21 protein-coding genes are annotated in these 26,591 nt (G+C 61.7%); 11 read left to right on the top strand and 10 right to left on the bottom strand.

Annotated elements, in window-relative coordinates:
- Window positions 1–133: 133 nt before the first annotated feature.
- From xdhA to guaD, 4 genes are all read left to right on the top strand, one after another.
- Entirely contained in the window at window positions 134–1,582 is a 1,449-nt protein-coding gene (gene xdhA / locus AC07OJ_RS16085) for a xanthine dehydrogenase small subunit (protein WP_065909554.1), read from the top strand.
- Window positions 1,575–3,974, top strand: a complete 2,400-nt coding sequence (xdhB, locus tag AC07OJ_RS16080) for a xanthine dehydrogenase molybdopterin binding subunit (protein ID WP_065909552.1) — start codon at window positions 1,575–1,577, stop codon at window positions 3,972–3,974. Before xdhA ends, xdhB begins: the two co-directional genes overlap by 8 nt.
- A 123-nt stretch (window positions 3,975–4,097) precedes the next feature.
- Complete coding sequence (gene xdhC, locus AC07OJ_RS16075) at window positions 4,098–4,955, top strand: xanthine dehydrogenase accessory protein XdhC (protein ID WP_065909550.1); 858 nt, start codon at window positions 4,098–4,100, stop codon at window positions 4,953–4,955.
- 7 nt (window positions 4,956–4,962) lie between these two features.
- Window positions 4,963–6,267, top strand: coding sequence for a guanine deaminase (gene guaD, locus AC07OJ_RS16070; RefSeq protein ID WP_495094801.1), 1,305 nt, complete (start codon window positions 4,963–4,965; stop codon window positions 6,265–6,267).
- A 138-nt stretch (window positions 6,268–6,405) separates the two neighbouring features.
- Here guaD and AC07OJ_RS16065 read toward each other — a convergent pair whose 3' ends face one another.
- Complete coding sequence (locus AC07OJ_RS16065) at window positions 6,406–7,170, bottom strand: GntR family transcriptional regulator (protein WP_017477154.1); 765 nt, start codon at window positions 7,168–7,170, stop codon at window positions 6,406–6,408.
- Between the two features lie 225 nt (window positions 7,171–7,395).
- On the opposite strand from AC07OJ_RS16065, the gene AC07OJ_RS16060 reads away from it, so the two are divergent.
- A complete protein-coding gene (locus AC07OJ_RS16060) occupies window positions 7,396–8,586 on the top strand; it encodes a benzoate/H(+) symporter BenE family transporter (protein WP_106802952.1) in 1,191 nt (396 codons plus the stop codon).
- Between the two features lie 56 nt (window positions 8,587–8,642).
- Here AC07OJ_RS16060 and AC07OJ_RS16055 read toward each other — a convergent pair whose 3' ends face one another.
- Window positions 8,643–8,987, bottom strand: coding sequence for a YggL family protein (locus AC07OJ_RS16055; protein ID WP_065909546.1), 345 nt, complete (start codon window positions 8,985–8,987; stop codon window positions 8,643–8,645).
- Between the two features lie 238 nt (window positions 8,988–9,225).
- On the opposite strand from AC07OJ_RS16055, the gene dacB reads away from it, so the two are divergent.
- Entirely contained in the window at window positions 9,226–10,686 is a 1,461-nt protein-coding gene (gene dacB / locus AC07OJ_RS16050; RefSeq protein ID WP_106802950.1) for a D-alanyl-D-alanine carboxypeptidase/D-alanyl-D-alanine endopeptidase, read from the top strand.
- A gap of 37 nt (window positions 10,687–10,723) precedes the next feature.
- Here dacB and AC07OJ_RS16045 read toward each other — a convergent pair whose 3' ends face one another.
- Both AC07OJ_RS16045 and rlmKL read right to left on the bottom strand, forming a co-directional pair.
- Entirely contained in the window at window positions 10,724–13,162 is a 2,439-nt protein-coding gene (locus AC07OJ_RS16045; RefSeq protein ID WP_495094800.1) for a sensor domain-containing diguanylate cyclase, read from the bottom strand.
- A gap of 139 nt (window positions 13,163–13,301) precedes the next feature.
- Window positions 13,302–15,566 carry a bifunctional 23S rRNA (guanine(2069)-N(7))-methyltransferase RlmK/23S rRNA (guanine(2445)-N(2))-methyltransferase RlmL gene (rlmKL, locus tag AC07OJ_RS16040; RefSeq protein ID WP_065909542.1) on the bottom strand — a complete coding sequence of 755 codons (2,265 nt, stop codon included), beginning with the start codon at window positions 15,564–15,566 and terminating at the stop codon, window positions 13,302–13,304.
- A 542-nt stretch (window positions 15,567–16,108) separates the two neighbouring features.
- Here rlmKL and rmf point away from each other — a divergent pair.
- The gene (rmf, locus tag AC07OJ_RS16035; protein WP_002553055.1) at window positions 16,109–16,324 is read left to right on the top strand and encodes a ribosome modulation factor; all 216 of its coding nucleotides are present in this window, start codon (window positions 16,109–16,111) and stop codon (window positions 16,322–16,324) included.
- 184 nt (window positions 16,325–16,508) lie between these two features.
- On the opposite strand, the gene AC07OJ_RS16030 is transcribed toward rmf, so the two are convergent.
- The 5 genes from AC07OJ_RS16030 to sctC all read right to left on the bottom strand — a co-directional run bounded on the left by AC07OJ_RS16030 (window position 16,509) and on the right by sctC (window position 20,323).
- Entirely contained in the window at window positions 16,509–17,561 is a 1,053-nt protein-coding gene (locus tag AC07OJ_RS16030) for a quinone-dependent dihydroorotate dehydrogenase (protein ID WP_495094799.1), read from the bottom strand.
- A gap of 86 nt (window positions 17,562–17,647) precedes the next feature.
- A complete protein-coding gene (locus AC07OJ_RS16025; RefSeq protein WP_495094798.1) occupies window positions 17,648–18,109 on the bottom strand; it encodes a transglycosylase SLT domain-containing protein in 462 nt (153 codons plus the stop codon).
- Entirely contained in the window at window positions 18,102–18,521 is a 420-nt protein-coding gene (locus tag AC07OJ_RS16020; protein WP_495094797.1) for a winged helix-turn-helix domain-containing protein, read from the bottom strand. The genes AC07OJ_RS16025 and AC07OJ_RS16020 overlap by 8 nt, the downstream gene beginning before the upstream one ends.
- A gap of 155 nt (window positions 18,522–18,676) precedes the next feature.
- Window positions 18,677–18,901 (bottom strand): FliM/FliN family flagellar motor switch protein, encoded by a 225-nt coding sequence (locus AC07OJ_RS16015; protein WP_495094796.1) that lies wholly within the window; start codon window positions 18,899–18,901, stop codon window positions 18,677–18,679.
- A gap of 15 nt (window positions 18,902–18,916) precedes the next feature.
- The gene (gene sctC, locus AC07OJ_RS16010) at window positions 18,917–20,323 is read right to left on the bottom strand and encodes a type III secretion system outer membrane ring subunit SctC (protein ID WP_495094795.1); all 1,407 of its coding nucleotides are present in this window, start codon (window positions 20,321–20,323) and stop codon (window positions 18,917–18,919) included.
- 308 nt (window positions 20,324–20,631) lie between these two features.
- Here sctC and AC07OJ_RS16005 point away from each other — a divergent pair, with 308 nt between their 5' ends.
- The 4 genes from AC07OJ_RS16005 (at window position 20,632) to AC07OJ_RS15990 (ending at window position 25,540) form a co-directional block, all read left to right on the top strand.
- Window positions 20,632–21,858: a CmpA/NrtA family ABC transporter substrate-binding protein gene (locus AC07OJ_RS16005; protein WP_065909535.1), complete on the top strand. Its 1,227-nt coding sequence runs from the start codon at window positions 20,632–20,634 to the stop codon at window positions 21,856–21,858.
- A 13-nt stretch (window positions 21,859–21,871) separates the two neighbouring features.
- The gene (locus AC07OJ_RS16000) at window positions 21,872–22,447 is read left to right on the top strand and encodes an ANTAR domain-containing response regulator (RefSeq protein WP_495094794.1); all 576 of its coding nucleotides are present in this window, start codon (window positions 21,872–21,874) and stop codon (window positions 22,445–22,447) included.
- A 211-nt stretch (window positions 22,448–22,658) separates the two neighbouring features.
- A complete protein-coding gene (locus AC07OJ_RS15995; protein ID WP_495094793.1) occupies window positions 22,659–23,870 on the top strand; it encodes a nitrate/nitrite transporter in 1,212 nt (403 codons plus the stop codon).
- On the top strand, window positions 23,870–25,540 hold the full coding sequence (locus tag AC07OJ_RS15990; RefSeq protein ID WP_495094792.1) for a bifunctional protein-serine/threonine kinase/phosphatase: 1,671 nt from the start codon (window positions 23,870–23,872) through the stop codon (window positions 25,538–25,540). Before AC07OJ_RS15995 ends, AC07OJ_RS15990 begins: the two co-directional genes overlap by 1 nt.
- A 61-nt stretch (window positions 25,541–25,601) precedes the next feature.
- On the opposite strand, the gene AC07OJ_RS15985 is transcribed toward AC07OJ_RS15990, so the two are convergent.
- Entirely contained in the window at window positions 25,602–26,582 is a 981-nt protein-coding gene (locus tag AC07OJ_RS15985) for an OmpA family protein (protein ID WP_015885346.1), read from the bottom strand.
- Window positions 26,583–26,591 lie beyond the last annotated feature (9 nt).

The following is a 26,591-nucleotide window of genomic DNA, read 5'->3' as shown; positions in this document are numbered from 1 at the left end:
CTGGACCATAATTGAAAGTGTTGTGATCGCAATTTCTTGACCTTCCGGTCAGAAAATCGTTGACCGAAAAGTCAGACATGACTAGATTCGGCGCAAAGCGGTTAACAACAATAATGAGTCTGCGAGGCCTTCCGTGATCCAGTTTTTACTTAACCAGGAACTCCGTAGCGAGCACGCCCTGGACCCCAACCTGACCGTGCTCAACTACCTGCGTGAGCACCTGGGCAAATCCGGCACCAAGGAAGGCTGCGCCAGCGGCGACTGCGGTGCATGCACGGTGGTGGTCGGCGAACTGCACCGCGATGCCCAGGGTGCCGAGCAGATCCGCTATCGCAGCCTCAACTCGTGCCTGACTTTCGTCTCGTCCCTGCACGGCAAACAACTGATCAGCGTCGAAGACCTCAAGCATCAAGGCCAACTGCACAGCGTGCAAAAAGCCATGGTGGAGTGCCACGGTTCGCAATGCGGCTTTTGCACCCCGGGCTTTGTGATGTCGCTGTTCGCGCTGCAAAAAAACAGCGACGCGCCCGACAGCCAGAAAGCCCATGAAGCGCTGGCCGGCAATCTGTGCCGCTGCACCGGCTATCGGCCGATTCTGGCCGCCGCCGAACAGGCCTGCTGCAACAAGCCGGTGGACCAGTTCGACAGCCGCCAGGCCGAGACCATCGCCCGCCTCAAAGCCATCGCGCCGACGCAGACCGGCGAACTCAACAGTGGCGACAAACGCTGCCTGGTGCCCCTGACCGTCGCCGACCTGGCCGACCTCTATGACGCCTACCCACAAGCCCGCCTGCTGGCCGGCGGCACCGACCTGGCGCTGGAAGTCACGCAGTTCCACCGCACGCTGCCGGTGATGATCTACGTTGGCAACATCGAAGAGATGAAGCGCATCGAAGACTTCGACGATCGCCTGGAAATCGGCGCCGCCACCGCCCTCTCCGACTGCTACACCGCGCTGCACCACGAATACCCGGATTTCGGCGACCTGCTGCACCGCTTCGCCTCGTTGCAGATCCGCAACCAGGGCACCCTCGGCGGCAATATCGGCAACGCCTCGCCGATTGGTGACTCACCGCCGCTGCTGATCGCGCTGGGCGCGCAGATCGTGTTGTGCAAAGGCGATGTGCGCCGCACGCTGGCGCTGGAAGATTATTTCATCGACTACCGCGTCACCGCCCGCCAGGACAGTGAGTTCATCGAGAAAATCATCGTGCCCAAGGGCCACGCACTGTTTCGCGCGTACAAGGTGTCCAAGCGCCTGGACGATGATATTTCCGCCGTCTGCGCCGCCTTCAATCTGAAGATCGACAACGGCGTGATCAGCGAAGCACGTGCCGCCTTCGGGGGCATGGCCGCCACGCCCAAACGCGCGAAAAGCTGCGAAGCCGCGTTGGTCGGCGCGACCTGGAATGCCGCCACGGTGGAGAAAGCCTGCGCCGCCCTGGCCGAGGATTTCACCCCGCTGTCGGACTTTCGCGCCAGCAAGGAATACCGCCTGCTCAGCGCCCAGAACCTGTTGCGCAAATACTTCATCGAACTGCAAACGCCGCATATCGAGACTCGGGTGACCGCTTATGTCTAACCATCACGTCGTGGTCAAAACCCAGGCCGAACTCGCCGAGCTGTTTGCCCAGGACCTCACCTCCGGGGTCGGCCGCAGCGTCAAGCATGACAGCGCCGCCAAGCACGTCAGCGGTGAAGCGCAGTACATCGATGACCGCCTGGAATTCCCCAACCAGTTGCACCTGTATGCACGCATGTCCGACCGCGCCCACGCCCGCATCGTCAGCATCGATACGGCGCCCTGCTACGCCTTCGACGGCGTGCGCATAGTCATCACCCATGAAGACGTGCCCGGCCTGAAGGACATCGGCCCGCTGATGCCCGGCGACCCGTTGCTGGCCATCGACACCGTGCAGTTCGTCGGCCAGGTGGTACTCGCCGTGGCCGCGCGTGACCTGGAGACCGCCCGCCAGGCGGCGATGGCGGCGGTGATCGAATACGAGGACCTCGAACCGGTGCTGGACGTGGTCGAAGCCTTTCGCAAAAAACATTTCGTGCTCGACAGCCACACCCACCAGCGCGGTGATTCGACGGGCGCCCTGGCGACCGCCAAAAACCGCATCCAGGGCACCCTGCATATCGGCGGCCAGGAACACTTCTACCTGGAAACCCAGATCTCCTCGGTGATGCCCACCGAAGACGGCGGCATGATTGTCTACTGCTCCACGCAGAACCCCACCGAAGTACAGAAACTGGTGGCCGAAGTACTCGACGTGTCGATGAACAAAATCGTCGTCGACATGCGCCGCATGGGCGGCGGTTTCGGCGGCAAGGAAACCCAGGCCGCCAGCCCGGCATGCCTGTGTGCCGTAGTCGCGCGCCTCACCGGCCAGCCGACCAAGATGCGCCTGCCGCGCGTCGAAGACATGCTGATGACCGGCAAGCGCCACCCGTTCTATATCGAATACGACGTGGGCTTCGACGACAGCGGACGCCTGCACGGGATCAACCTGGAACTGGCAGGTAACTGCGGTTGCTCGCCGGACCTGTCGAACTCGATCGTCGACCGCGCGATGTTCCACGCCGACAACTCGTATTACCTGGGCGATGCCACGGTCAACGGCCATCGCTGCAAGACCAACACCGCGTCCAACACCGCCTATCGCGGTTTCGGCGGCCCGCAAGGGATGGTCGCCATCGAGGAAGTGATGGACGCCATCGCCCGTCACCTGGCGCTGGACCCGCTGGCCGTGCGCAAAGCCAACTACTACGGCAAGACCGAGCGCAACGTCACGCATTACTACCAGACCGTCGAGCACAACATGCTCGAAGAGATGACCGCCGAGCTTGAAGCCAGCAGCCAATACGCCGAGCGCCGCGAAGCGATTCGCCTGTACAACGCCCACAGCCCGATCCTGAAAAAAGGCCTGGCGCTGACCCCGGTCAAGTTCGGTATTTCGTTTACCGCAAGCTTCCTCAACCAGGCCGGTGCGTTGATCCATATCTACACCGACGGCAGCATTCACCTCAACCACGGAGGCACCGAAATGGGCCAGGGCTTGAACACCAAGGTCGCGCAAGTGGTGGCCGAAGTGTTCCAGGTCGAAATCGACCGTGTGCAGATCACCGCCACCAACACCGACAAAGTGCCCAACACCTCGCCGACCGCTGCCTCCAGCGGTGCCGACCTGAACGGCAAGGCCGCGCAGAACGCCGCCGAAACCATCAAGCAACGCCTGGTGGAATTCGCCGCGCGCAAGTACGACGTGAGCGAAGCGGACGTGGAATTCCACAACGGCCATGTGCGCGTGCGTGACCAGATCCTGACCTTTGAGGCGCTGATCCAACAGGCGTATTTCGCCCAGGTGTCGCTGTCGAGCACCGGCTTCTACAAGACCCCGAAAATCTTCTACGACCGCAGCCAGGCGCGCGGTCGGCCGTTCTACTACTTCGCGTTCGGCGCGGCGTGCTGCGAAGTGATCGTCGACACCCTGACCGGCGAGTACAAGATGCTGCGCACCGACATCCTCCACGACGTGGGCGCCTCGCTGAACCCGGCCATCGACATCGGCCAGGTCGAAGGCGGCTTTATCCAGGGCATGGGCTGGCTGACCATGGAGGAGCTGGTGTGGAACAACAAGGGCAAGCTGATGACCAACGGCCCGGCCAGCTACAAGATCCCGGCCGTCGCCGACATGCCGCTGGACCTGCGCGTGAAGCTGGTGGAAAACCGCAAGAACCCGGAAGACACGGTGTTCCATTCCAAGGCCGTGGGCGAGCCGCCGTTCATGCTCGGGATTGCTTCGTGGTGTGCGATCAAGGACGCCGTGGCGAGCCTGGGTGACTATCGCCATCAGCCGCAGATCGATGCGCCGGCGACGCCGGAGCGCGTGTTGTGGGGGTGTGAGCAAATGCGCCAACTGACTGCCGCAAAAGCTGTGGAAACGCAAACCGAGCTGGCTTCGCTTTAGACCCAGGCGCTGCCATCGCGGGCAAGCCCGGCTCCCACATGTTGATGTGTGAACCCAATCAAATGTGGGAGCTGGCTTGCCTGCGATAGCGGTTGGACTGACAACAGAGATGTTGAGGTAATCATGAACTACTGGATCAGCGCCCTCGCCGACCTGCAGAACCGCGGTGAACCCTGCGTACTGGTGACCATCATCGAAGAGCTCGGCTCCACGCCGCGCAATGCGGGCTCGAAGATGGTCATCAGCGCCGCGCAGACCTTCGACACCATCGGCGGCGGCCACCTGGAATACAAGGCGATGCAGATCGCCCGCGACATGCTCGTACGTGGCCAGCAGAACACCCATCTGGAACGCTTCAGTCTGGGTGCAAGCCTCGGCCAGTGCTGCGGTGGCGTGACCGTGCTGCTGTTCGAACCCATGGGCCAGGTGCAGGCGCAGATCGCCGTGTTCGGCGCCGGCCATGTCGGCCGCGCGCTGGTGCCCCTGCTGGCGAGCCTGCCGTGCCGGGTGCGCTGGATCGACTCCCGTGACCAGGAGTTTCCGGAACATATCCCCGAAGGCGTGCGTAAAATCGTCAGCGAAGAGCCGGTCGACGAAATTGCCGACCTGCCGGTGGGCAGTTACTGCATCGTCATGACCCACAATCACGCGCTGGACCTGGAACTGACCGCCGCCCTGCTCAAGCGCAATGACTTCACCTACTTCGGCCTGATCGGTTCGAAGACCAAACGCGTCAAGTTCGAACACCGCCTGCGTGATCGCGGTTTTGATACCGCGCAACTGCAGCGTATGCATTGCCCGATGGGCCTCACCGAGGTGAAGGGCAAATTGCCAGTGGAGATCGCGATCTCCATCGCCGGCGAAATCATCGCCACCTATAACGCCAATTTCGGCCAGCACACTGCGAGCGCCGAACCCATTGCCAAACTGCTGCCGGCCTCGCGCCGCAGCCAAGCTTTGACTTCTTTTGCCAAGAATTGAGATGACCATGCCTTTGACTCGCAAAGCCTACCGTGCCGCCATTCTGCACAGCCTCGCCGACCCCGCTATCGTTGGGATCGAAGCCTCCTACGAGTATTTCGAGGATGGCCTGCTGGTAATTGAAAACGGCCGGATCAGTGCAGTTGGCCATGCCAGCGACGTGCTGCCGACATTGCCCGCCGATATCGAAATCACCCATTACCAGGACGCGCTGATCACCCCGGGCCTGATCGACACCCATATCCACCTGCCGCAGACCGGCATGGTCGGCGCCTATGGCGAGCAATTGCTGGACTGGCTCAACACCTACACGTTCCCGTGCGAAAGCCAGTTCGCCGACAAGGCCCACGCCGAAGAAGTCGCGGATATTTTTATCAAGGAATTGCTGCGCAACGGCACCACCACCGCGCTGGTGTTCGGCAGTGTGCACCCGCAGTCAGTGAATGCATTTTTCGAAGCCGCCGAGAAACTCGACCTGCGCATGATCGCCGGCAAGGTGATGATGGATCGCAATGCCCCGGACTACCTGACCGACACCGCCGAGTCCGGTTACCAGGAAAGCAAGGCGCTGATCGAGCGCTGGCATGGCAAGGGCCGTTTGCACTACGCCGTGACGCCGCGTTTCGCACCGACCAGTACACCGCAACAGCTGACCCTCGCAGGGCAGTTGCTGAGCGAATACCCGGACCTCTACATGCAGACTCACATCAGTGAGAACAAGCAGGAAATCGAGTGGGTGAAGGCGCTGTTCCCGGAGCGCAACGGCTACCTGGATGTGTACGACCATTACAAATTGCTCGGCGAGCGCTCGGTGTTTGCCCACGGCGTGCACTTGTGTGACGACGAGTGCGCGCGGCTGGCGGAGACGGGCTCGGCGGTCGCGTTCTGCCCGACCTCGAACCTCTTCCTCGGCAGTGGCCTGTTCAACCTGCCGATGGCGGAGAAGCACAGCCTGAATGTGGGCCTGGGCACGGACGTGGGCGGCGGCACCAGCTTCTCGCTGCTGCAGACCTTGAACGAAGCGTACAAGGTCATGCAGTTGCAGGGCGCACGCTTGAGCCCGTTCAAGTCGCTGTACCTGGCCACATTGGGTGGTGCGAAGGCACTGCGCCTGGAAGACAAGATCGGCACGTTGCAGCCCGGCACCGATGCGGATTTCCTGGTGCTGGATTACAACGCCACACCGCTGCTGAGCTATCGCCTGAAGCAGGCCCAGAACATTGCCGAGACGTTGTTTGTGCTGATGACGCTGGGGGATGATCGGACGATTCTACAGACCTACGCGGCTGGCAAACTGGTGCATCAGCGCTGATCCTGACCACACCGCAAAACAAATGTGGGAGCGGGCTTGCTCGCGAAGGCGGAGTGTCAGTCCCTGGATAGGCTGACTGTTCCACCGCTTTCGCGAGCAAGCCCGCTCCCACATTTTGTTAGTGGTGAGCTTGGCACATCAGAGCTTGACCGAAGAGCGCCCTGGCTTCTTGGTCTGCAACAAATGCGAAAACACCGCATGCAAATCATCCGACGCGCTTTCCTCATCGAGGTTGAGCTTGCTGTCGATGTGGTCCATGTGGTGCATCATCAAATTCACTGCCAACCCTGCATCGCGCGCTTCGATCGCGTCGATCAACTGCGTGTGCTCATCGTAGGAACAGTGCGAGCGGTTGCCGCTTTCGTACTGGGCGATGATCAACGAGGTCTGGGACACCAGGCTGCGCTGGAAGCTGATCAGTGGCGCATTCTTCGCCGCTTCGGCCAGCTTGAGGTGGAACTCGCCGGAGAGGCGGATGCCGGCACCGCGATCGCCACGAGAGAAGCTGTCGCGCTCGTCGTTGACCATCTGACGCAGCTCGGCCAATTGTTCGGCCGTGGCGTGCTGCACTGCCAGCTCGGTAATCGCTCGCTCCACCAGGCGCCGGGCCAGGAACACCTGGCGCGCTTCTTCGACACTGGGGCTGGCCACCACCGCACCCCGATTGGGCCGCAGCAACACCACGCCTTCATGGGCCAGGCGCGAGAGTGCACGGCGAATGATGGTGCGGCTGACGCCGAAGATTTCGCCCAGTGCCTCTTCACTCAACTTGGTTCCGGGCGCCAGGCGTTGTTCGAGGATCGCTTCGAAGATATGCGCGTAGACGATATCGTCCTGGGTTCCGCTGCGACCGGCCTTGCCGGCTCGCGGTTGTTTCTTGAGAGGTTGCAACTGTTCGTTCATGGGCACTCGGGTTTGGAGAACGGCGGCGAATTAAGGGTAATACGGCAACAGCGGGTCGCTGGCAAGTATCACCTAAAAACAGGGCACATTGTACACAACCCAAAGCGCCAACACACTGTACGGCTGTTTGCGGTCGCGGCTGTATTGCAATGAAACATTACGTTTGAGTTTAGGCTTGAAACCGTGCCGTTACCGGCAAAACCCAGGTAAAAGGATCACCTTTCCATGAACGACGCCACCCAAGCGCCTTTGCGCCCGCTGGCCGACACTTCTGCGTCGGCCGTCGTCGCCGGCTTCATCGCCATGATGACCGGCTACACCAGCTCCCTGGTCCTGATGTTCCAGGCCGGCCAGGCCGCCGGCTTGACCACAGCGCAGATTTCTTCGTGGATATGGGCGATTTCCATTGGCATGGCGGTGTGCAGCATCGGCTTGTCGCTGCGCTATCGCACGCCGATCACCATCGCCTGGTCCACCCCCGGCGCCGCGTTGCTGATCACCAGCCTGGGCGGCGTGAGTTATGGCGAAGCCATCGGTGCGTACATCACCTGCGCCGTGCTGGTGACGCTCTGCGGGCTGACGGGCAGCTTCGAAAAGCTCGTCAAGCGCATCCCGGCGTCACTCGCAGCGGCCCTGCTCGCCGGCATCCTGTTCAAGATCGGCAGCGAGATCTTCGTCGCCGCGCAGCACCGCACCGGCCTGGTATTGGGGATGTTTTTCACGTACCTGATCATCAAGCGCCTGTCGCCACGCTATGCGGTGCTGGCCGCGCTGGTGATCGGCAGCGTGCTTTCCGGGTTGATGGGACTTCTGGATTTCAGCGGCTTTCATCTCGAAGTGGCAACGCCGGTATGGACCACGCCGCACTTCTCGTTGGCGGCGACGATCAGTATCGGCATCCCGCTGTTCGTGGTGGCGATGACCTCGCAGAACATGCCCGGCGTCGCCGTGTTGCGCGCCGACGGCTACAACGTGCCGGCCTCGCCGCTGATCACCGCAACCGGCCTGGCCTCGCTGGTGCTGGCACCGTTCGGTTCCCACGGCATTAACCTGGCGGCGATCAGCGCGGCGATCTGCACCGGGCCGCATGCCCACGAAGACCGTAACAAGCGCTATACGGCGGCGGTTTGGTGTGGTGTGTTCTACGGGATTGCCGGGGTATTCGGCGCGACGCTGGCGGCATTGTTTGCAGCCTTGCCCAAGGAGCTGGTGCTGTCGATTGCGGCCCTGGCGCTGTTTGGCTCGATCATCAACGGCTTGAGCATCGCCATGAATGAGCCGAAGGAACGCGAAGCGGCGCTGATCACCTTTATGGTCACTGCGTCGGGGTTGACGTTGTTTTCGATCGGTTCGGCGTTCTGGGGGATTGTGGCGGGGGTGTTGACGCTGCTGATCCTGAATTGGCGCAAGGCCTGATTGCTTAAACGCCAGGAACAAAAAAGCGACCCCGCAGGGTCGCTTTTTTCATGACATCAGACCGCCGGGTTGATCGGCTTTTCTGGATGCCAGGCGTCCAACAGCGCGCTTACTTCAACGCGAGTCAGCTCTGGGCGGGCCTTGAGCCACGCTTCAACGATTGCACGTTGCTCTTCGGTGACCGAACCACGAGTGGCTTTGCACACCAGACCGAAGTCATCGCCGCCGACGTAGTCCAGGCCATTGCCGTCCATCGCTTCGGTCAGGAATGCTTCGAGGAACGCGTCAACCGCTTCATCATCCAAACCTTCTTTGAAATCCAGGTTCAGTTCGAAACCCAGCTCTTGAAATTCATCAACGCACAGTTTTTTGCGCAGACGCCGGGAACGGTTAGTCGCCATTGGAACAATCCTCATAAGTAATAACGGGCGGCACTTTAGCAGTTTAAGGTGACGATTGCCCGACTCTCTGGGACAGGCGGCAAATTGCCGGTGAAAAAAACGCCGATTACCAGCTATCGTTCAGCTACAACTGGATCCACCTTGGGGCATAATGCCGACACTTTCATGACCATTGAGGGATTTTTCTTATTTACCCCTCGCCTTTTTCACCCTCCTCAGCAGTAGGGTTTTATTTCTTATGATCAAATCGTTGCGTTCAGTAGTGCTTGCCGGTTTTCTTCTGCCACTGGCCTTTTCCACCTCCGCTGCCCCGACCACCAACACCCTGCCCCCGAATGTCCAGCAGGCGCTCGCCAAGGCCAAGCTGCAAAACACCGCACTGTCCCTGGTGATGATCCCTCTGAACGGCCCGGGCACCCCCACGGTCTTCAACGCCGATGTCTCGGTGAACCCGGCCTCCACCATGAAGCTGGTCACCACCTACGCGGCCCTGGAAATGCTCGGTCCCAACCATCAATGGAAGACCGAGTTCTACACCGACGGCACCCTCAGCGGTGGCGTGCTGCACGGCAACCTGTACCTCAAGGGCGGCGGCGACCCCAAGCTGAACATGGAAAAGCTCTGGCTGCTGATGCGCGACCTGCGCGCCAATGGCGTGCAGCAAGTCACCGGCGACCTGGTGCTGGACCGCAGCTTCTTCAACCAGCCGCAATTGCCCGAATTCAATGATGATGGCAACGACGAGAACAAGCCGTTCCTGGTCAAGCCCGACGCCCTGTTGGTCAACCTCAAGGCCCTGCGCTTCGTGACCCGCAACGATTCCGGCCGGGTGCTGGTGTCGGTCGAGCCGCCGATTGCCAGCATCCGCATCGACAACCAGGTCAAGGTGTCCAACGCCAAGCAGTGCACCGGCGACGTGCGCTACAACCCGGTTACCGCGGCGGATGGCAGCGTGACGGTCACCGTCAGCGGCCAACTGGCCGACGGCTGCAGCTCGCAGACCTACCTGTCGCTGCTGGACCACGCGACCTACACCGCCGGCGCGGTGCGGGCGATCTGGCAGGAACTGGGCGGCACCATCCAGGGCCGTGATATCCAGGCACCGGTGCCCAAGGATGCCAAGGTCCTCGCCCGTGCGTTTTCGCCGGACCTGGCGGAGATCATCCGCGACATCAACAAATACAGTAACAACACCATGGCCCAGCAGTTGTTCCTGAGCCTGGGCGCGCAGTTTCGCAACGACGCCGACGGCGACGATGCCAAGGCCGCGCAACGCGTCGTGCGCCAATGGCTGGCGAAGAAAGGCATCACCGCGCCGCACCTGGTGATGGAGAACGGTTCCGGCCTGTCGCGGGCGGAACGCGTCAGCGCCCGCGAGATGGCCGCCATGCTGCAAGCCGCGTGGAAAAGCCCCTACGCCGCGGAGTACATCAGCTCGCTGCCGATTGCCGGCACCGACGGCACCATGCGTAAACGCTTGAAGACCACCGCCATGCGCGGCGAAGCCCACGTCAAGACCGGCACCCTGAACACCGTGCGGGCCATCGCCGGCTTCAGCCGCGACAACAACGGCAACACCTGGGCAGTGGTGGCGATCCTCAACGATCCGAAACCATGGGGCGCTTCGTCGGTGCTGGATCAAGTACTGCTGGACCTGTATCGCCAGCCGAAACTGGCGGCGCCCGCACCGGTGCTCTAGACCGCGCAACAAGCGCGCTTGCCCGCGCTCGGCACTATCAGTCGCTGTATCCGGTGGCTGATAGACCGCTGTCGCGGGCGAGCCCGCTGCCACACGTTTCGACTCGATCCCTGCCGGCCTGCTTGGCCACATACACCGCCGAGTCGGCACGCAACAGCAGCCCATCAATACCTTCATCGACCCGCCAACTGGCCACGCCAAAACTGGCGGTAACGATGCCCACCGGCGCCATCGGCGCATTGCGCAGCGATTGCCACAACTCCAGCGCCAGGCTGTAAGCCTGCTCGCCCTGGGTGTTGGGGCACAGCACCATGAACTCCTCGCCCCCCAGGCGGCAGAACACATCGCTGCGGCGCAGGCGCTGGCTGATGCGTTTGCACAACTCCTGCAACACCCCGTCGCCCACCGCATGCCCATGCTGATCGTTGATGCGCTTGAAGTGGTCGACATCGAGCATGATCACCGACAACGCCCCTGAAGCGCGGTTGAGCCTGACCATCTCGGCCTTGAGGCGATCCTGGAAGTAGCGTCGGTTGTGAATCCCGGTGAGGGAATCGGTGATGGACAGCGCGCGCAGTTCCTCCTCTACCCGCTTGAGATCGGAAATATCCGACACGTAGCCATGCCACAGCGTACCGCCGCTGGGTAATTCTTCTGGCGTGGCTTCGCCGCGAATCCAGCGCAGGCCGCGTTGTGGCAACAGCACCCGGTACTCTTCGCGCCAATGGCTCAACTGCAACGCCGACAAGCGAATCGAGGTACGCACGCGCTCCGCATCCAGCGGATGGATCCGCTCGAAGACCTTCGTCGCATCCTGCTGCAACACGCCAGGCTCGATCTCATAGATGTCGCGCATGCCGTCGCTGGCGTAGATGAATTTCCAATTGTCCTGCGGCTCCAGGGTGAACTGGAAGATGCCGCCGGGCACATGCGCGCTGAGCTTCTTGAGCAGCCGGTCGCGCGCAGCGAGTGCCTCATAGGCGCGCTTCTGCTCGGTCACGTCGAGGTAAATGGCCAAATGGCCGATCCACAGGCCATGGTCATCCAGCAGTACGGTGGCCAACATGTTCACGGTCAATGGGCTGCCGTCCTCGCGCAGCAATGTCCACTCGCGGGCTTCGTGCAGGTTGTCGGGGCTTTCCACCAGCATCGCCTGGCTCGCCGGGATGCGCTTGCCCAACATCACGCTCAAACTGCTGGCGCGCGCTTCCAGTTCCGAGGCCAGGTGCAGGCTTTCGAGGGTGTGCGTGCCCATGACCTGGTCGGCCTTGAACCCCAGCATCTGCTCGGCCCCGGCGTTAAAGGTGTTGATCACCCCGCGCAGGTCGGTGGCGATGATCGCAACCTGGGTGGCGGCATTCAGCACGCTGCGCAATTGACCGTGGGCCCCGCGCAGCTCCTGCTCGCGCTGGCGCAACTGCACGGTACGTTGCTCCACCAGTTTCAACGCGCGCTGGCGCTGGCTCACCAGTACATAGAGCAGGCTGCTGAGCAGCAGGCTGAGCAAGCCGCCCATGCTCAGGATCGTGGTCAGTGAAGAATGGTTGGCCTGGTCGAATACCTGGCTCGGGCGCAGGCTCAAGGCGTACACGTGATCGCCCAGGGTCAGGCGGCGCGCGCCGATGAGGTCGCTGTCGCCTACGGCATTCTCGGACTCGAAAAGCACGCGCTTTTGCACATCGGAGGTATCGACAATCTGCATCACCAGATTGTCGCGGTCCGGCTTGGGCAACCCATCGGCGACCAGCTGGCGCATGCTGATCACCGCCATCACGTAGCCGTAGGGCTCATTCGGCGACTGCCCGGAAGTCGACGGGGTGCTCACCGGCGCCACCAGCAATACCCCGGTTGAGTAGCCCGGTTCTACACCGACCAACTGCATCGGTTGCGACACTGCCAGCTTGCCACTCGATTGCGCACGCTCAAGCGCCGAGCGCCGCAGCGGTTGGGCCAGCAGGTCAAAACCCAACGGTGCGCCCAACAGGCTTTGAGTCTGGCTGTAGAGCACCGGTACGTACTCGTCGCGCTCGGGCGCCGGGGCCAACTCGCCGGCCGAATTCAACTCACGGATAACAAACGGGGTACCGCGCAGGCGCGACACCTCTTGTTCAAATTGCCGGCGCTGCTTGCGAAATACCCGCGGCGCCCAGGAATAGGCACGGGCGCGCAACAACAAGGGCTGGGCGAAACCGTCGAACTCATCGCGGGACACATCATCGGAATTGACGAAGAACCGCCGCAGGCTGTTCAGGCGCTGCTCCTGGTCTTCGAAGCGCTCCTGCAGACGGGTATACCGTTCGTTGACCAGCAACTGAAAGCGCTGGCGCACCTGTTGCTGATAGAGATCGGAAGCAGCCCAGGCGACGATTGCGGTCAGCGCGAACCCTGCCAATAACACCACCAACGCCACCAGCCAAGCCGATGCCTGCTCACTGATAAAGCCTAGGATTTTCGGGCGGACGGCGTTCAACGGCATAGGCAACACTCACAACGCCAGTGTGCGGGGGTGTCACTTTGGCTAGGCGTTAAGTTATAGCTACGGGACCGGTATTTGACCAGCATAAAAAAGCCGCAAGTCCCGAATATTCAAGGCTTGCGGCTTTTTGGTGCAACCATCAGCGAGCGGTGATTTTCCACGCCCGATGGATCTTCGCATTACGCGCAAAATCCGGGTCGATGGTCTTGTCGCTGATTTCCTCGACCGCGTAGCGTTCGCTGAGGTTGTCCTCAAGCTGGAACTTGCGGAAGTTGTTCGAGAAGTACAGCACGCCACCCGGTGCCAGGCGGGCCATGGCCAGGTCGAGCAACTGCACGTGGTCACGCTGCACGTCGAAGATGCCTTCCATGCGCTTGGAGTTGGAGAAGGTCGGCGGGTCGATGAAGATCAGGTCGAACTCATCGCGGCTGGCCTCCAGCCACGCCATCACATCACCCTGCTCCAGGCGGTTCTTGTCGGAGAAACCGTTGAGCGAGAAATTGCGACGAGCCCAATCCAGGTAGGTCTTGGACAGGTCGACGCTGGTGGTGCTGCGCGCGCCGCCCTTGGCGGCGTGCACACTGGCGGTGGCGGTGTAGCAGTACAGATTGAGGAAGCGCTTGCCGGCCGCTTCCTTCTGGATGCGCATGCGCATCGGGCGGTGATCGAGGAACAGGCCGGTGTCCAGGTAGTCGGTGAGGTTGACGAGCAGCTTCACGCCGCCTTCGCTGACCTCGGTGAACTTGCCCTGGGCGCTTTGGCGCTCGTACTGCTTGGTGCCGCTCTGACGCTCGCGACGCTTGACCACCACGCGGCTCTTGTCGATGTTCAGCGCCTGGGGAATCGCGGCCAGGGCATCGAACATGCGCGCCGAGGCTTTTTCCGGGTCGATGGACTTCGGCGCGGCGTATTCCTGCACGTGCACCCAGTCGTGGTACAGGTCGATGGCCATCGAGTATTCCGGCATGTCGGCGTCGTACACCCGATAGCAATCCACGCCTTCACGCTTGGCCCATTTGCCCAGCAGCTTGAGGTTTTTCTGCAGGCGGTTGGCGAACATCTGCCCGCCTTCGCTCAGGCGCGCCTGCTCGACCACGGGGGCCGGGGCCGGCTTGATCGGGTTACCGTTCTTGTTGTACTGGCGCTCTTGCGGCTCGGCCGGGGCCTGGTCGTAGGCGGCTTGCTCACGCTCGGCCTGGCGCTGTTCCGGGGTACGGCGCTCGCCAGTGACGAACTGATCCGGATTGACTTTGATCAGCAGCAATTTGCACGGCAAGGCGCCGTTCCAGAACGAGTACTGCTTGTGACTGCGGATGCCCATGCGCTTGCCGAGGTCCGGCGCGCCGGTGAACACTGCCGCCTCCCACCCCATGCACGCCTGGCGCAGACGCTCGCCGAGGTTCTGGTAGAGGTACAACAGGCTGGCTTCGTCACCCAGGCGCTCGCCGTATGGCGGGTTGCAGATCACCAGGCCTTTCTGGTGTTGGTCCGGACGCGGCTCGAAGGTGCCGACTTCGCCCTGGTACACCTTGATCCAGTGGCTGAGACCGGCGCGCTCGATGTTGTTGCGCGCAGGCTGGATCAGGCGTGGGTCGGCTTCATAGCCACGCACCCACAACGGCGGCTTGTTCATGCCGATGGCCGCACGTTCGGCAGCTTCGGCGTGCAGTTTTTTCCACAGCGCCGGAACGTGACCGAGCCAGGTGGTGAAACCCCACAGCTCGCGGTTCAGGTTGGGCGCCATGTCGGCGGCGATCATTGCGCCTTCCACCAGGAAGGTACCCACGCCGCACATCGGGTCCGTCAACGCGCCGCCTTCGGCAGCAATACGCGGCCAGCCTGCACGGATCAGGATCGCAGCGGCCAGGTTTTCCTTCAACGGCGCGGCGCCCTGCTGCAGGCGATAGCCGCGCTGGTGCAAGCTGTGGCCGGAGAGGTCGAGGGACAGGATGGCTTCGCCACGGTCCAGGCGCAGGTGGATGCGCAGGTCCGGGTTGATCTTGTCGATGGACGGACGTTCGCCGGTCGGGGTGCGCAGCTTGTCGACGATCGCATCCTTGACCTTGAGGGCGCCGAAGTGCGTGTTGTCGATGCCCGAGCCGTGGCCGCTGAACTCCACGGCCAGGGTGCCGTCCGGGACCATGTGGTCGGCCCATTCGATATCCAGCACGCCGTGGTAGAGGTCCTCGGCGTCCTTCATCGGGAAGCGCTTGAGCACCAGCAGCACGCGGTTAGCGAGGCGCGACCAGAGGCACAGGCGGTAGGCGGTTTCCATGTCGGCCATGCCGCGCACGGCCGAGGTGTGCTCGCGGGCTTCCTCAAGGCCAAGCCCGACGGCTTCCTCGATCAGCAGGCCTTCGAGGCCCTTGGGGCAAGTGAGGAAGAGTTCAAAACGGTCCGACATGGGCATTCCAGGCTTTTCAGCAATAAATGAACGGGCGACGCATCGCCGGTTCGATTTTCAATCAAGCACTTTTCTTGAAGAGTGCTCGCGTGGCACGAATGTGCCGTCCCACCCCGTCTGACGGGCGCTTGAGCCTTTATCGACGGGGCAGAGAGAAGTTTCCAAACAACAAAGCAGTAACAAAACGAAATATTCCGACCCTTCGTCGAATAATAACCGACTGCAACGAGCGGGCATTCTCACTAAAGGATTAAACCTGTCCTCTTTGCAGGGTGCATCATAGCTGGCTTTGCCGAATAAATGGGGCGAAAAGCCAGCCCAGCTTATGGCTATAGCATCGTTATCGTTACGTGCTTATGACAAAACGATCATTGAATCCATGTGACCTATTGGTTAGAACTCAACACAGGTTGGCGCCGTAACGACGCCGACACATAGGCTCGCCACGCCGGCAGCGAGCCCACCAACGGCAGAAAAACTCTGCCCGGCCTCGGACGAGGCCGAAGGATATCTAGACAGTCAACAAGTGAGGGAAACACCCTATGAGAAGACTTAAGCGTGATCCGTTGGAAAGAGCATTTTTACGCGGATATCAATATGGCGTTCATGGCAAATCCCGTGAGCTTTGCCCATTTACTCTACCGTCGGTACGCCAAGCCTGGATCAACGGCTGGCGAGAAGGACGTGGCGACAACTGGGACGGTATGACTGGCACTGCGGGCATCCACAGACTCAACGAACTTCACGCCGTCGGCTAATCAAGGGCTTTTAATTCCGACATCACCACGAATACGTAACGACTTAACCACGCACGCCCTATCCAGGCGGCGGGCTTCGGCCCAGGGGGCTCCTTTTGAGGAGCCCTTTTTTATTCTCGCGAACAGGCTTGCCGCGTGTTGGGTTGCGCGGCAGGCCCGGACACCGGGCGCTGCATCTCTGGGCTTATTGGGGCTGCTGCGCAGCCCAACGCGGGGCAAGCCCGCTCGCCACAATGGCGTCCACCGACTCACGGATCAGCGCCGGGCCTTTATAAATGAAGCCCGAGTAGAGTTGCACCAGGCTTGCGCCGGCGGCGATTTTCTCGGCCGCGTGTTTGCCTTCGGTAATACCGCCTACCGCGATGATCGGCAGGCGCCCCGCCAGCTCGGCAGCCAGCACCTTGACGATGTGCGTGCTCTTGTCACGCACCGGCGCGCCCGACAAGCCGCCCGCCTCATCCCCATGGGCCAGGCCTTCGACACCGACACGGCTCAAGGTGGTGTTGGTCGCGATTACCGCGTCCATGCCTGAATCAACCAGGGCCTGGGCCACCAGCACGGTTTCTTCATCGCTCATGTCCGGGGCAATCTTGATTGCCAACGGCACGCGCTTGCCATGACGCACGTCCAGGTCTTCCTGGCGCTGACGCAGGGCTTCGAGCAATTGCTTGAGCGAGTCACCAAACTGCAGGCTGCGCAGGCCCGGGGTGTTGGGCGAGCTGACGTTGACGGTGACATAGCTGGCGTGGGCGTAGACCTTGTCCAGGCAGATCAGGTAATCATCGACCGCGCGTTCTACCGGGGTATCGAAGTTCTTGCCGATATTGATCCCCAGGATGCCCTTGTACTTCGCCGCTTGAACTCGCGACAGCAGATGATCGACACCGAGGTTGTTGAAGCCCATGCGGTTGATGATCGCCTCGGCTTCCGGCAGGCGGAAAATGCGGGGCTTGGGGTTACCTGGCTGAGGCCGTGGGGTCACAGTGCCGATTTCGACAAAGCCGAAACCCAACTGCGCAAAGCCATCGATGGCGGCGCCGTTCTTGTCCAGGCCAGCAGCCAAGCCGACCGGATTGGGGAACTCCAGGCCCATCACCGAGACCGGCATTTTCGCCGGAGCCTTGCATACCAGGCCATTGAGCCCCAGACGCCCACCGGCACCGATCAAGTCCAGCGACAGATCGTGGGAGGTTTCCGGGGAGAGTTTGAACAACAGCTGGCGGGCCAGGGTATACATGGGCGGGCTAGACTCGGATGGCGGCGAAAGGTGGCGCCGATTATAGCCGGGGTGACGGGCTACGCGCGAGGCATGCCGCCCAAACATCAATAGCGCTGCGTGACCAGGGCTTCATAACGCGTCCAGATTTTTTCCGCATAGCGCAGGCGCAATGCCTCGCGCTGCGGCCCGGGCCCGGGTCCCACGTTGTAGGAACCCACGGCTGTCCAGTTGTAGCCAAAGCGCTGGATAAACTCGGCAAGAATCGAAGCCCCCACCTCGACTGACAGGCATGGCTCACTCAACAAGCGCTCCTCGGTAATCCCCTGTTTGAGCAAGCGAGGCAAATGGATGCTGTTGATCTGCATCAGCCCGATATCCCGAGTGCCATTACGGTTGGCAGGGCTGACCACGTCCGCACGGTAACCCGATTCCACGTCGGCGATAGCCTGCAGCAATTCCGGCTCGATACCATAACGACTGGCCGTTTCTTCCCAGCAATAGGCGAGGGCCCGATGGCTGCTCATCAACAGGCCGAGCAGCAAGCCCTTGATGCACAACCTAAGCATGTTTTATCCGCTCATGCCCTGACTGCACAGGGCTGACTTGACCGCAGGCCGAGCACACCTGCTCCATCCCACCTGGAGCTTGCGCCTCAAGCCTGACCGGACAGGTGAAGCGGTACCCGCGACCGTAGATCGTCTTGATGAATCCCTTGTCGGCCCCCAGGTATTTGCGCAGTGAATAAATGCAGCGGGTCAGAGATTCCTCGGCCACCTCTCCCTGGGGCCATGCCTGTTCCAACAAGCGATCCTTGGTCATCAACACACCGCCGGAAGCCAGCAGCAGGCGCAAAACGTGCCACTCCTTTGGCGGCAACTGAACATCCGCGTGCTCGCCAGTCAGACGACCATCGCCGTGCAGGGTCCATTGAGCGAAAACCAAGGGAGTCCTCGTCAATTGATTACCCACGACGGCCATACCTACCTCGGCATTCAACAGCTGACATTCAAGTCCCTATTTCGAGTAATGGCGCCTACGCCCACGGCACGACTATAAAAACCTGCCGCATGGCTCACGCTAGGAAAAAGCCCGTACATTCCGCGATTTTCCTAACCTCCACGTCAGACATTTCTCTATCCCGTCCAACCAGGCGCCCATTCCTGGTACACCTCATGCAGCTCCACCCCTAACCTGTCCTCCAATTGCACCAATTCGCCCAAGGCCAGTAACTGGCCGTTAACCCGTACTTCCACGCAGTGAATGATCTCGGGCGCCAAGGGCAACACCTTCCCTGGGGCGAACGTTGCCAGGCGCCTGCGGCTGATCAGTTGTTCCTGCAATAGGATTTCCAGATGCATGGGATAACGCCTTATTCATGGTGAGATATCACGACCCGGGCGCACAAAAGCACGTTGCACACGCTCGTATTGCGACGCCGTCAACGGAGGTGGCCCGACACCCCCTGCCAGCGTCTTCACCTCGCTGCCCACGGCCTGCGCCTGAATGACAAACAGGCGTACTTCGGCCCTGCGCATCGGCCCCGTACCACGCCCCTGCTCCGCGGTATCGCGGCGAAACACGCCCAGCCATAACCGTTTGCCTGGTTCGACACGCACCACACTGCCCACGCCCACTTGCCCGACCGCAGTGGGCCTGGCGTGCCGTCCGGCTTCGGTCATCGGACGGCCGTCCTCAATGTCGATGAGCATCTCGATCTGGTTGGCCTCGGCAAAACGTGGCAAGACACTGACCTGGGTGGCGTAACGCACCGGTTTCCAGCTCGCCTCTTCCTCACCGGGGGCCGGCAGGTAGAACGTGTAGTTGTCCTGGAACACTGCCGGCACATTCTCTTGGGTCATCATCACCGGCAACGTCACCACCCTCGCCCGTCGTTTACGCTCCAGCGCCGCGATGTGCGCCATCAAGCGGTTATCATCCGAAGGCTTCAGGAGTTGAGTGGTCATTGGCCTGGCGTTGTCATCCCCGGCCAGGCCGAGCTTTTTCAATTCATCCTGATCGACGTCCACCAGCCACAGCGAAACCTCGATCGACCGCTTGGGCAGGTCCAGTTCCGCCACCAGTGCCTGGATGAAGCTCACCTGCGCAGGCTTGCCCTTGATCAGCAGGCTGTTGGTATCCGGGTACGCGATGACGGCAAGGCTCTTGTCTGCCAGTGCCCCCTTCAGTTCACTGGACAGCACGGACTCGATCATCGACGCCATCCCCGGCACAGTGACGGGCCGGTCGCTGGAGCCGTACTGCCGGTCCGCCACCGCACTGTTGAGCACCTGGACCACGCCGAATGCCTGGGTCCCCACACGCAGATCAGCCCTTTGCCGATCCATCATCCGGGCCAGGTGCAGCACCTGGTCGACATAGCTCGGTGGTCCGGACACATAGAATGTCCGCCCACCACTCGCGCGCAGCGGATAGCGTGACTCGTCAAGACCCGAGCGGCGCATCAGGGCGCGCAGCCTGTCGATGGAAATGTGCCGTAACGTCACCGCGGAGCTTTTGGCCTCGCCAGCGTCATAGACGTACAGCACTTGCCCGTCGCTGTACCAGATCAGCCCCTGCTGCAACGCAAGCGCCTCCAGGGTCTGCTGGGGTACATCGAGGTCGAGCACCCCGCTGAAACGTTTGCGCGCGACCTCGCGGCTGACGACGATAGGCAGGCCCAAAGGCAACGACAGCGCGGTAAACACGGTATGCAGGCTGTCGTCCTGCGCCTGGTAGTGCTCGCCCCAGGCAACCACATTGGCCAGCATCAGTGCGGCCATCAGGAGCCAGCGGCAACACCGTAGGCGTGGGATCGTTGCGGGAAAGTCAGCGTGCACCGTGGGGTTTCCTGGGTGGGCCTGGCATTGAGATTGCGGCCATACTGAAAGCCAGGCCGGTTTCAATCTTGATGGAAAGTTGACGGCAGACTGCGCCTGCCAGCCCGTGGCATGTGCCTTGCTTGGAACTCTGTATCAGAGCGCACACCAATGGTGGAGTGCGCTTACGGACAAAGGCGTCGTTACCCGCAATGGCTTGCAGCGCCATCTGAGGGAACGGCGCTTTTTTGTGAACGAAAAGGTAGGTGTTGATGAACGATTCGGTAGGCAGCAGCCCGGCGAGCGACCCGCTGGCCTGGGTCAACGGCAGCGATGCCCCGGAAAAAAGCAGCCTCGACCTGGGCTTCATGGCCTTGAGCGATTGCGCATCGCTGGTGGTGGCTGCCACCCAGGGCTTCGCTCAACCTTACGGACTGACCCTGAACCTCAAGCGCCAAAGCTCGTGGGCCAACCTGCGCGACAAACTGGTCAGCGGTGAACTGGATGCCGCCCACAGCCTTTATGGGCTGATCTATGCAGTGCACCTGGGCATCGGCGGCGTCGCGCCCACCGACATGGCGGTGCTGATGGGGCTCAACCAGAACGGCCAGAGCATCAACCTGTCCCACGGCTTGCAGCAGCAAGGCGTGATCACTCCTGAAGCGCTCGACCGCCACGTGCACCAAAGCCGAACAAAACTCACCTTCGCCCAGACCTTTCCTACCGGCACCCACGCCATGTGGCTGTATTACTGGCTGGCAAGCCAGGGCATTCATCCATTGCAGGACGTGGACAGCGTCGTGGTTCCTCCCCCGCAAATGGTTGCGCACCTGCAGGCGGGACGCATCGACGGGTTCTGCGTCGGCGAGCCCTGGTGCGCCAGCGCGGTCAAGCAGAACCAGGGGTTCACCCTGGCGACCACCCAGGCGATCTGGCCGAACCATCCGGAAAAGGTCCTCGGCTGCACCCAGGCCTTTGTCGATCAATACCCCAACACCGCCCGCGTGTTGGTGATGGCGATCCTGGAGGCCAGCCGCTTTATCGAGCAGAACAATGAAAACCGTCGCTCCACCGCGCAGTTGCTCAGCGGCCGCGAGTACCTCGATGCGCCACTCGACTGCATCGAACCGCGCCTGCTGGGCGCCTATGACGACGGCCTGGGCAACCAGTGGCAAGACCCCCACGCCCTGCGTTTTTTTGCCGGTGGCGAGGTGAACCTGCCCTACCTCTGCGATGGCATGTGGTTCATGACCCAGTTCCGGCGCTGGGGCCTGCTACGCGAAGATCCCGACTACCTGGGCGTGGCCCGCCAGGTGCAGCAACTGGCGCTGTATCGCCAGGCCGCCGATGCCTTGGGTATCACTGATAACGGCCAGGACATGCGCAGCAGCCAACTGATCGACGGCAAAGTCTGGGACGGCTCCGACCCCGCGGGCTACGCGCGCAGCTTCCGCCTGCACGCCATGGCTGATCATGCCAGCCGCCATGCCTTGCGCTGAGAGGAGGCCCCCGATGCTGCGAATCCTGTTGATCAACGACACCCCGCGCAAGGTCGGCCGCCTCAGGGCGGCGCTGATCGAAGCCGGTTTTGAGGTGATCGATGAGTCCGGCCTGACCATCGACCTGCCGGCGCGCGTCGAAACGGTGCGCCCGGACGTGATCCTGATCGATACCGAGTCGCCGGGCCGCGATGTGATGGAGCAAGTGGTGCTGGTCAGTCGCGACCAGCCCAGGCCGATCGTGATGTTCACCGACGAGCACGACCCGAATGTGATGCGCCAGGCGATCAAGTCCGGGGTCAGCGCCTACATCGTCGAAGGTATCCAGGCCCAGCGCCTGCAGCCGATCCTCGACGTGGCCATGGCGCGTTTCGAAAGCGACCAGGCCTTGCGCGCCCAGCTGCAGGCGCGTGACCAGCAGCTGGCCGAGCGCAAGCGCATCGAGCTGGCCAAGGGCATGCTGATGAAAATGAAGCCGTGCAATGAAGAAGAGGCCTACACCTTGATGCGCCGCCAGGCCATGAGCCGCCAGCAGAAGCTGATTCAGGTGGCAGAGCAGATTATCGCCATGAACGAGCTGCTCGGCTGATGTGGCGCAGCTCTTGCTAAAGAATCATCACAGGTAGCCAACGGCGGTTGCCCCTCCACGACAAAGACGTCGCACACCCGGTTTGCCCTCGCGAACCCGGTGGCGGCGTTTTTTCGTTTTGTCCCCCTTTTCCGGGGCAAGGTGGGGCGGCCCTAGCCGGCTGTTCCATCACCAGGCCTTTTTACAAGACTCCCAACCGTTGAGGTGCGTGATGAAATCAAGCTTCTGGAAATCCGGGCACACCCCGACCCTGTTTGCCGCGTTCCTGTATTTCGACCTGAGCTTCATGGTCTGGTACCTCCTGGGTCCACTGGCGGTGCAAATTGCTACCGACCTGCACCTGACCACTCAACAACGCGGCCTGGTCGTCGCGACTCCGATCCTCGCGGGCGCAGTACTGCGCTTCCTGATGGGCATGCTGGCCGACAAGCTGTCGCCCAAGACCGCCGGACTGATCGGCCAGGTGATTGTGATTGCCGCGTTGTTTGGCGCCTGGAAACTCGGCATCCACAGTTACGAGCAAGCGTTGCTGCTTGGGGTGTTCCTCGGCATGGCTGGCGCATCGTTCGCCGTGGCGCTGCCGTTGGCGTCGCAGTGGTATCCGGCTGAACACCAGGGCAAGGCCATGGGCATTGCCGGTGCCGGCAACTCGGGCACGGTGTTCGCCGCCCTGCTCGCCCCGGTGCTGGCAGCTGCGTTTGGCTGGAGCAACGTGTTCGGTTTTGCCTTGATTCCACTGGTGCTGACCCTGGTGGTCTTCGCCTGGCTGGCGCGCAATGCGCCGCAGCGGCCGCAAGCCAAATCCATGGCTGACTATTTCAAGGCACTTGGCGACCGCGACAGCTGGTGGTTCATGTTCTTCTACAGCGTGACCTTTGGCGGCTTCATCGGCCTGGCCAGCGCCCTGCCCGGCTACTTCAACGACCAGTATGGCCTGAGCCCGGTAACGGCCGGCTACTACACCGCGGCCTGCGTGTTCGGCGGCAGCCTGATGCGCCCGTTGGGCGGCGCCCTGGCGGATCGCTTCGGCGGAATCCGCACCTTGCTGGGCATGTACAGCGTGGCGGCGATCTGCATCGCGGCGGTCGGCTTCAACCTGCCCAGTTCCTACGCGGCGCTCGCCTTGTTTGTCTGCACCATGCTTGGACTGGGCGCCGGAAATGGCGCGGTATTCCAACTGGTGCCGCAACGTTTCCGGCGCGAAATCGGCGTGATGACCGGCCTGATCGGCATGGCCGGCGGCATCGGCGGTTTCGCCCTGGCAGCGGGCATGGGTGCAATCAAGCAAAGCACCGGCAGCTATCAGATGGCCTTGTGGTTGTTCGCCAGCCTGGGTGTACTGGCCTGGTTCGGCCTGCACGGCGTCAAGCGGCGCTGGAGAACCACCTGGGGTTCGGCCGCCGTGACCGCCGCACGCGTCTGATGAGCCTGCGACTGAGCGTCGCCCACGCCAGCGTCATCGGCCCTCGGGCGGAAAACCAGGACGCCCTGCGCGTCGTCACCCCCGTGGCGGAACTGGCGGCGAGCAAAGGCTACCTGTGCGCCATCGCCGACGGGGTGAGCCAGTGCGCCGATGGCGGCCTGGCCGCGCGCTCGACCGTGCAGGCCCTGGCACTGGACTACTACGCCACGCCGCCGACCTGGGGTGTGGCTCAGTCTCTGGAGCGCTTACTGTTGGCGCAGAACCGCTGGCTACAGGCTAATGGCGGCGGCCAGCCCTTGCTCACGACCCTCAGCGCCCTGGTGTTTCGCGGGCAACGTTTTACCCTCGCCCATGTCGGCGATTGCCGGGTGTACCGCTGGCTGGACGGCGAGTTGCAGCGCATCAGCGAAGACCACGTCTGGGAGCAGCCGGGCATGCAGCATGTGCTCAAGCGTGCGCTGGGCCTGGATCAACACCTGGTGGTGGACTTTTTGGACGGCCAATTGCGCGAAGGCGAGTGCTTTGTGCTGCTCAGCGACGGCGTATGGGCAACCCTGGGCGATCACAGCATCGGTGCGATCCTGCGCGAACAAACCGACCTGGACTGGGCGGTCAACACGCTGGTGAATACTGCGCACCTGGCAGGCAGCCAGGACAATGCCAGCGCCCTGCTGGTGCGCATCGACACCCTCGGTGCAGCCACCCTCGGCGATGCGCTGGTGCAGTTGCAGCAATGGCCACTGCCCCCGCCCTTGAAAGCCGGGCAGCAGTTCGAGGGCTGGCAAGTGGAAAGCGTGCTCGCGCACAGCCGACAATCCGTGCTGTACCGTGTGCGCGATGCGCAGCAGCAACCCTGGCTGCTGAAAACCCTGCCGCTGAATCGCGACGATGACCACGACGCCGGACAGGCACTGTTATCCGAGGAGTGGTTTTTGCGCCGCGTGGCCGGTCGCGCATTTCCTGAAGTGCACACCGCCAGCGCGCGTCAGCATCTGTATTACGTCATGCGCGAATACCCGGGACGCACCCTGGCCGAACTGTTCAAGCAACAAGGCCCATTGCCGTTGGCGCAGTGGCAATCGGTGGCCGAACGCTTGCTGCGCGCGGTAGGCATGCTGCACCGGCGACAGATCCTGCACCGCGACATCAAGCCGGAAAACCTGCTGCTGGGCGACGACGGTGAGCTGCGCGTGCTGGATTTCGGCCTGGCCTACTGCCCGGGACTCTCGGAAGATCGTGCTCACGCACTGCCAGGCACCCCGAGTTTCATCGCCCCCGAGGCATTCAATGGTGAGCGCCCTACGGCTCAACAGGATTTATACAGCGTCGGTGTGTGCCTGTATTACCTGCTGACCGGGCATTATCCCTACGGTGAAATCGAGGCCTTCCAAAGGCCCCGATTCAATCAGGCCGTCAGCGCCAGCCGCTATCGCCCTGATCTGCCGGACTGGCTGCCCCTCAGCCTGGAGCGAGCCGTGGCCGCCCAGCCTGCGCAACGTTATGAAACCGCCGAGGAATGGCTGTTGACGCTGGAACAGGCCGATCGCCGCGAGTTGAGTGTTCGCCCAAGGCCGCTGTTGGAGCGCGAGCCGCTGAAGGTCTGGCGGACGTTGGCGCTGCTGTCGCTGCTGATCAACCTGGTGCTGCTGTATGGACTTTTTCACGGCTGATGCCAAATCGCAGGCGAAAAAAAGCCCGGCCTAAGCCGGGCTTTTTTCTACCACTCAGTAATTACTGAGCTTGAGCTTCAACCGACGCTTCTACGCGACGGTTAACAGCACGACCAGCTTCAGTTGCGTTGTCAGCAACTGGGCGGGATTCGCCGTAACCTACTGCGGTGATGCGGCTAGGAGCCACGCCGTCTTTAACCAGGACTTGCTTAACAGCGTCAGCACGACGCTGGGACAGCTTCTGGTTGTAGGCGTCTGGACCTACGGAGTCAGTGTGACCAGCAACTTCTACGTTGGTAGCTGGGTACTGAGCCATGAAGTCGGCCAGGTTTTTCACGTCGCCGTAGCTGTTAGGCTTAACAACGGACTTGTCGAAGTCGAACTTCACGTCCAGCTCAACACGAACAACCTGAGCAACTGGAGCTTCTGGCTCTGGAGTTGGCTCTGGAGCTGGAGCTGGGGTAGGAGCTGGAGCGGCTGCGCCAGCGTTACCGCCGAAGTTTACGCCCAGGCCAACCAGTGCGGAGTAGTCCCACTTGCCGTTGTCCAGACCGTAGTCAGCTTCAACACCGGCACGAGCGTACAGGTTGTTGGTGAAGTAGTACTTCACGCCAGTACCAACGGTAGCGAAGGTAGTCTGGTCGCGACCGCTGTGGCCGTCAGCCTGAACGTTGGTACGGCTCTGGTGACCGAAACCGCCTTCTACGTATGGACGCAGGCTGTCTACGCCAGCTTGACCGAAGTGATACTGGGCAACCAGGCTGCCGGTATCGCCTTTGATCTTCTGGTTACCAGTACCGTCGTTCGAACGGGTGTGGTTGGTCTTGTCGTAGGACAGGTTCAAGGACAGGTCGTCGGTCAGGAAGTAACCGATGCGAGCGCCAGGATTGAAGCCGTCTTCGATGTGCTTGACGCTATCGTTGTACTGCTTCTTGTAGAACAGCTCGCCTTCAACTGCGCCTTGGCCTTGTGCCAGAACGCCGAAAGAAGTAGCGGCAATAAGAGAACCAATGGCCAAGCCCAAGGTGTTTTTCAGTTTCATCCGTTAAAT

The sequence above is a fragment of the Pseudomonas sp. GW821-FHT09C08 genome, assembly GCF_059418125.1.
This window is presented reverse-complemented; position numbering and strand designations above follow the sequence as displayed.

What these genes read in the sequence shown, in the direction of transcription:
- xdhB (WP_065909552.1), top strand. Translation starts at nt 1,575, where the DNA reads ATGTCTAACCATCACGTCGTGGTCAAAACCCAGGCCGAACTCGCCGAG.
- xdhC (WP_065909550.1), top strand. Translation starts at nt 4,098, where the DNA reads ATGAACTACTGGATCAGCGCCCTCGCCGACCTGCAGAACCGCGGTGAA.
- guaD (WP_495094801.1), top strand. Translation starts at nt 4,963, where the DNA reads ATGCCTTTGACTCGCAAAGCCTACCGTGCCGCCATTCTGCACAGCCTC.
- AC07OJ_RS16065 (WP_017477154.1), bottom strand. Translation starts at nt 7,170, where the DNA reads ATGAACGAACAGTTGCAACCTCTCAAGAAACAACCGCGAGCCGGCAAG.
- AC07OJ_RS16060 (WP_106802952.1), top strand. Translation starts at nt 7,396, where the DNA reads ATGAACGACGCCACCCAAGCGCCTTTGCGCCCGCTGGCCGACACTTCT.
- AC07OJ_RS16055 (WP_065909546.1), bottom strand. Translation starts at nt 8,987, where the DNA reads ATGGCGACTAACCGTTCCCGGCGTCTGCGCAAAAAACTGTGCGTTGAT.
- dacB (WP_106802950.1), top strand. Translation starts at nt 9,226, where the DNA reads ATGATCAAATCGTTGCGTTCAGTAGTGCTTGCCGGTTTTCTTCTGCCA.
- AC07OJ_RS16045 (WP_495094800.1), bottom strand. Translation starts at nt 13,162, where the DNA reads ATGCCGTTGAACGCCGTCCGCCCGAAAATCCTAGGCTTTATCAGTGAG.
- rlmKL (WP_065909542.1), bottom strand. Translation starts at nt 15,566, where the DNA reads ATGTCGGACCGTTTTGAACTCTTCCTCACTTGCCCCAAGGGCCTCGAA.
- rmf (WP_002553055.1), top strand. Translation starts at nt 16,109, where the DNA reads ATGAGAAGACTTAAGCGTGATCCGTTGGAAAGAGCATTTTTACGCGGA.
- AC07OJ_RS16030 (WP_495094799.1), bottom strand. Translation starts at nt 17,561, where the DNA reads ATGTATACCCTGGCCCGCCAGCTGTTGTTCAAACTCTCCCCGGAAACC.
- AC07OJ_RS16025 (WP_495094798.1), bottom strand. Translation starts at nt 18,109, where the DNA reads ATGCTTAGGTTGTGCATCAAGGGCTTGCTGCTCGGCCTGTTGATGAGC.
- AC07OJ_RS16020 (WP_495094797.1), bottom strand. Translation starts at nt 18,521, where the DNA reads ATGGCCGTCGTGGGTAATCAATTGACGAGGACTCCCTTGGTTTTCGCT.
- AC07OJ_RS16015 (WP_495094796.1), bottom strand. Translation starts at nt 18,901, where the DNA reads ATGCATCTGGAAATCCTATTGCAGGAACAACTGATCAGCCGCAGGCGC.
- sctC (WP_495094795.1), bottom strand. Translation starts at nt 20,323, where the DNA reads ATGGCCGCACTGATGCTGGCCAATGTGGTTGCCTGGGGCGAGCACTAC.
- AC07OJ_RS16005 (WP_065909535.1), top strand. Translation starts at nt 20,632, where the DNA reads ATGAACGATTCGGTAGGCAGCAGCCCGGCGAGCGACCCGCTGGCCTGG.
- AC07OJ_RS16000 (WP_495094794.1), top strand. Translation starts at nt 21,872, where the DNA reads ATGCTGCGAATCCTGTTGATCAACGACACCCCGCGCAAGGTCGGCCGC.
- AC07OJ_RS15995 (WP_495094793.1), top strand. Translation starts at nt 22,659, where the DNA reads ATGAAATCAAGCTTCTGGAAATCCGGGCACACCCCGACCCTGTTTGCC.
- AC07OJ_RS15990 (WP_495094792.1), top strand. Translation starts at nt 23,870, where the DNA reads ATGAGCCTGCGACTGAGCGTCGCCCACGCCAGCGTCATCGGCCCTCGG.
- AC07OJ_RS15985 (WP_015885346.1), bottom strand. Translation starts at nt 26,582, where the DNA reads ATGAAACTGAAAAACACCTTGGGCTTGGCCATTGGTTCTCTTATTGCC.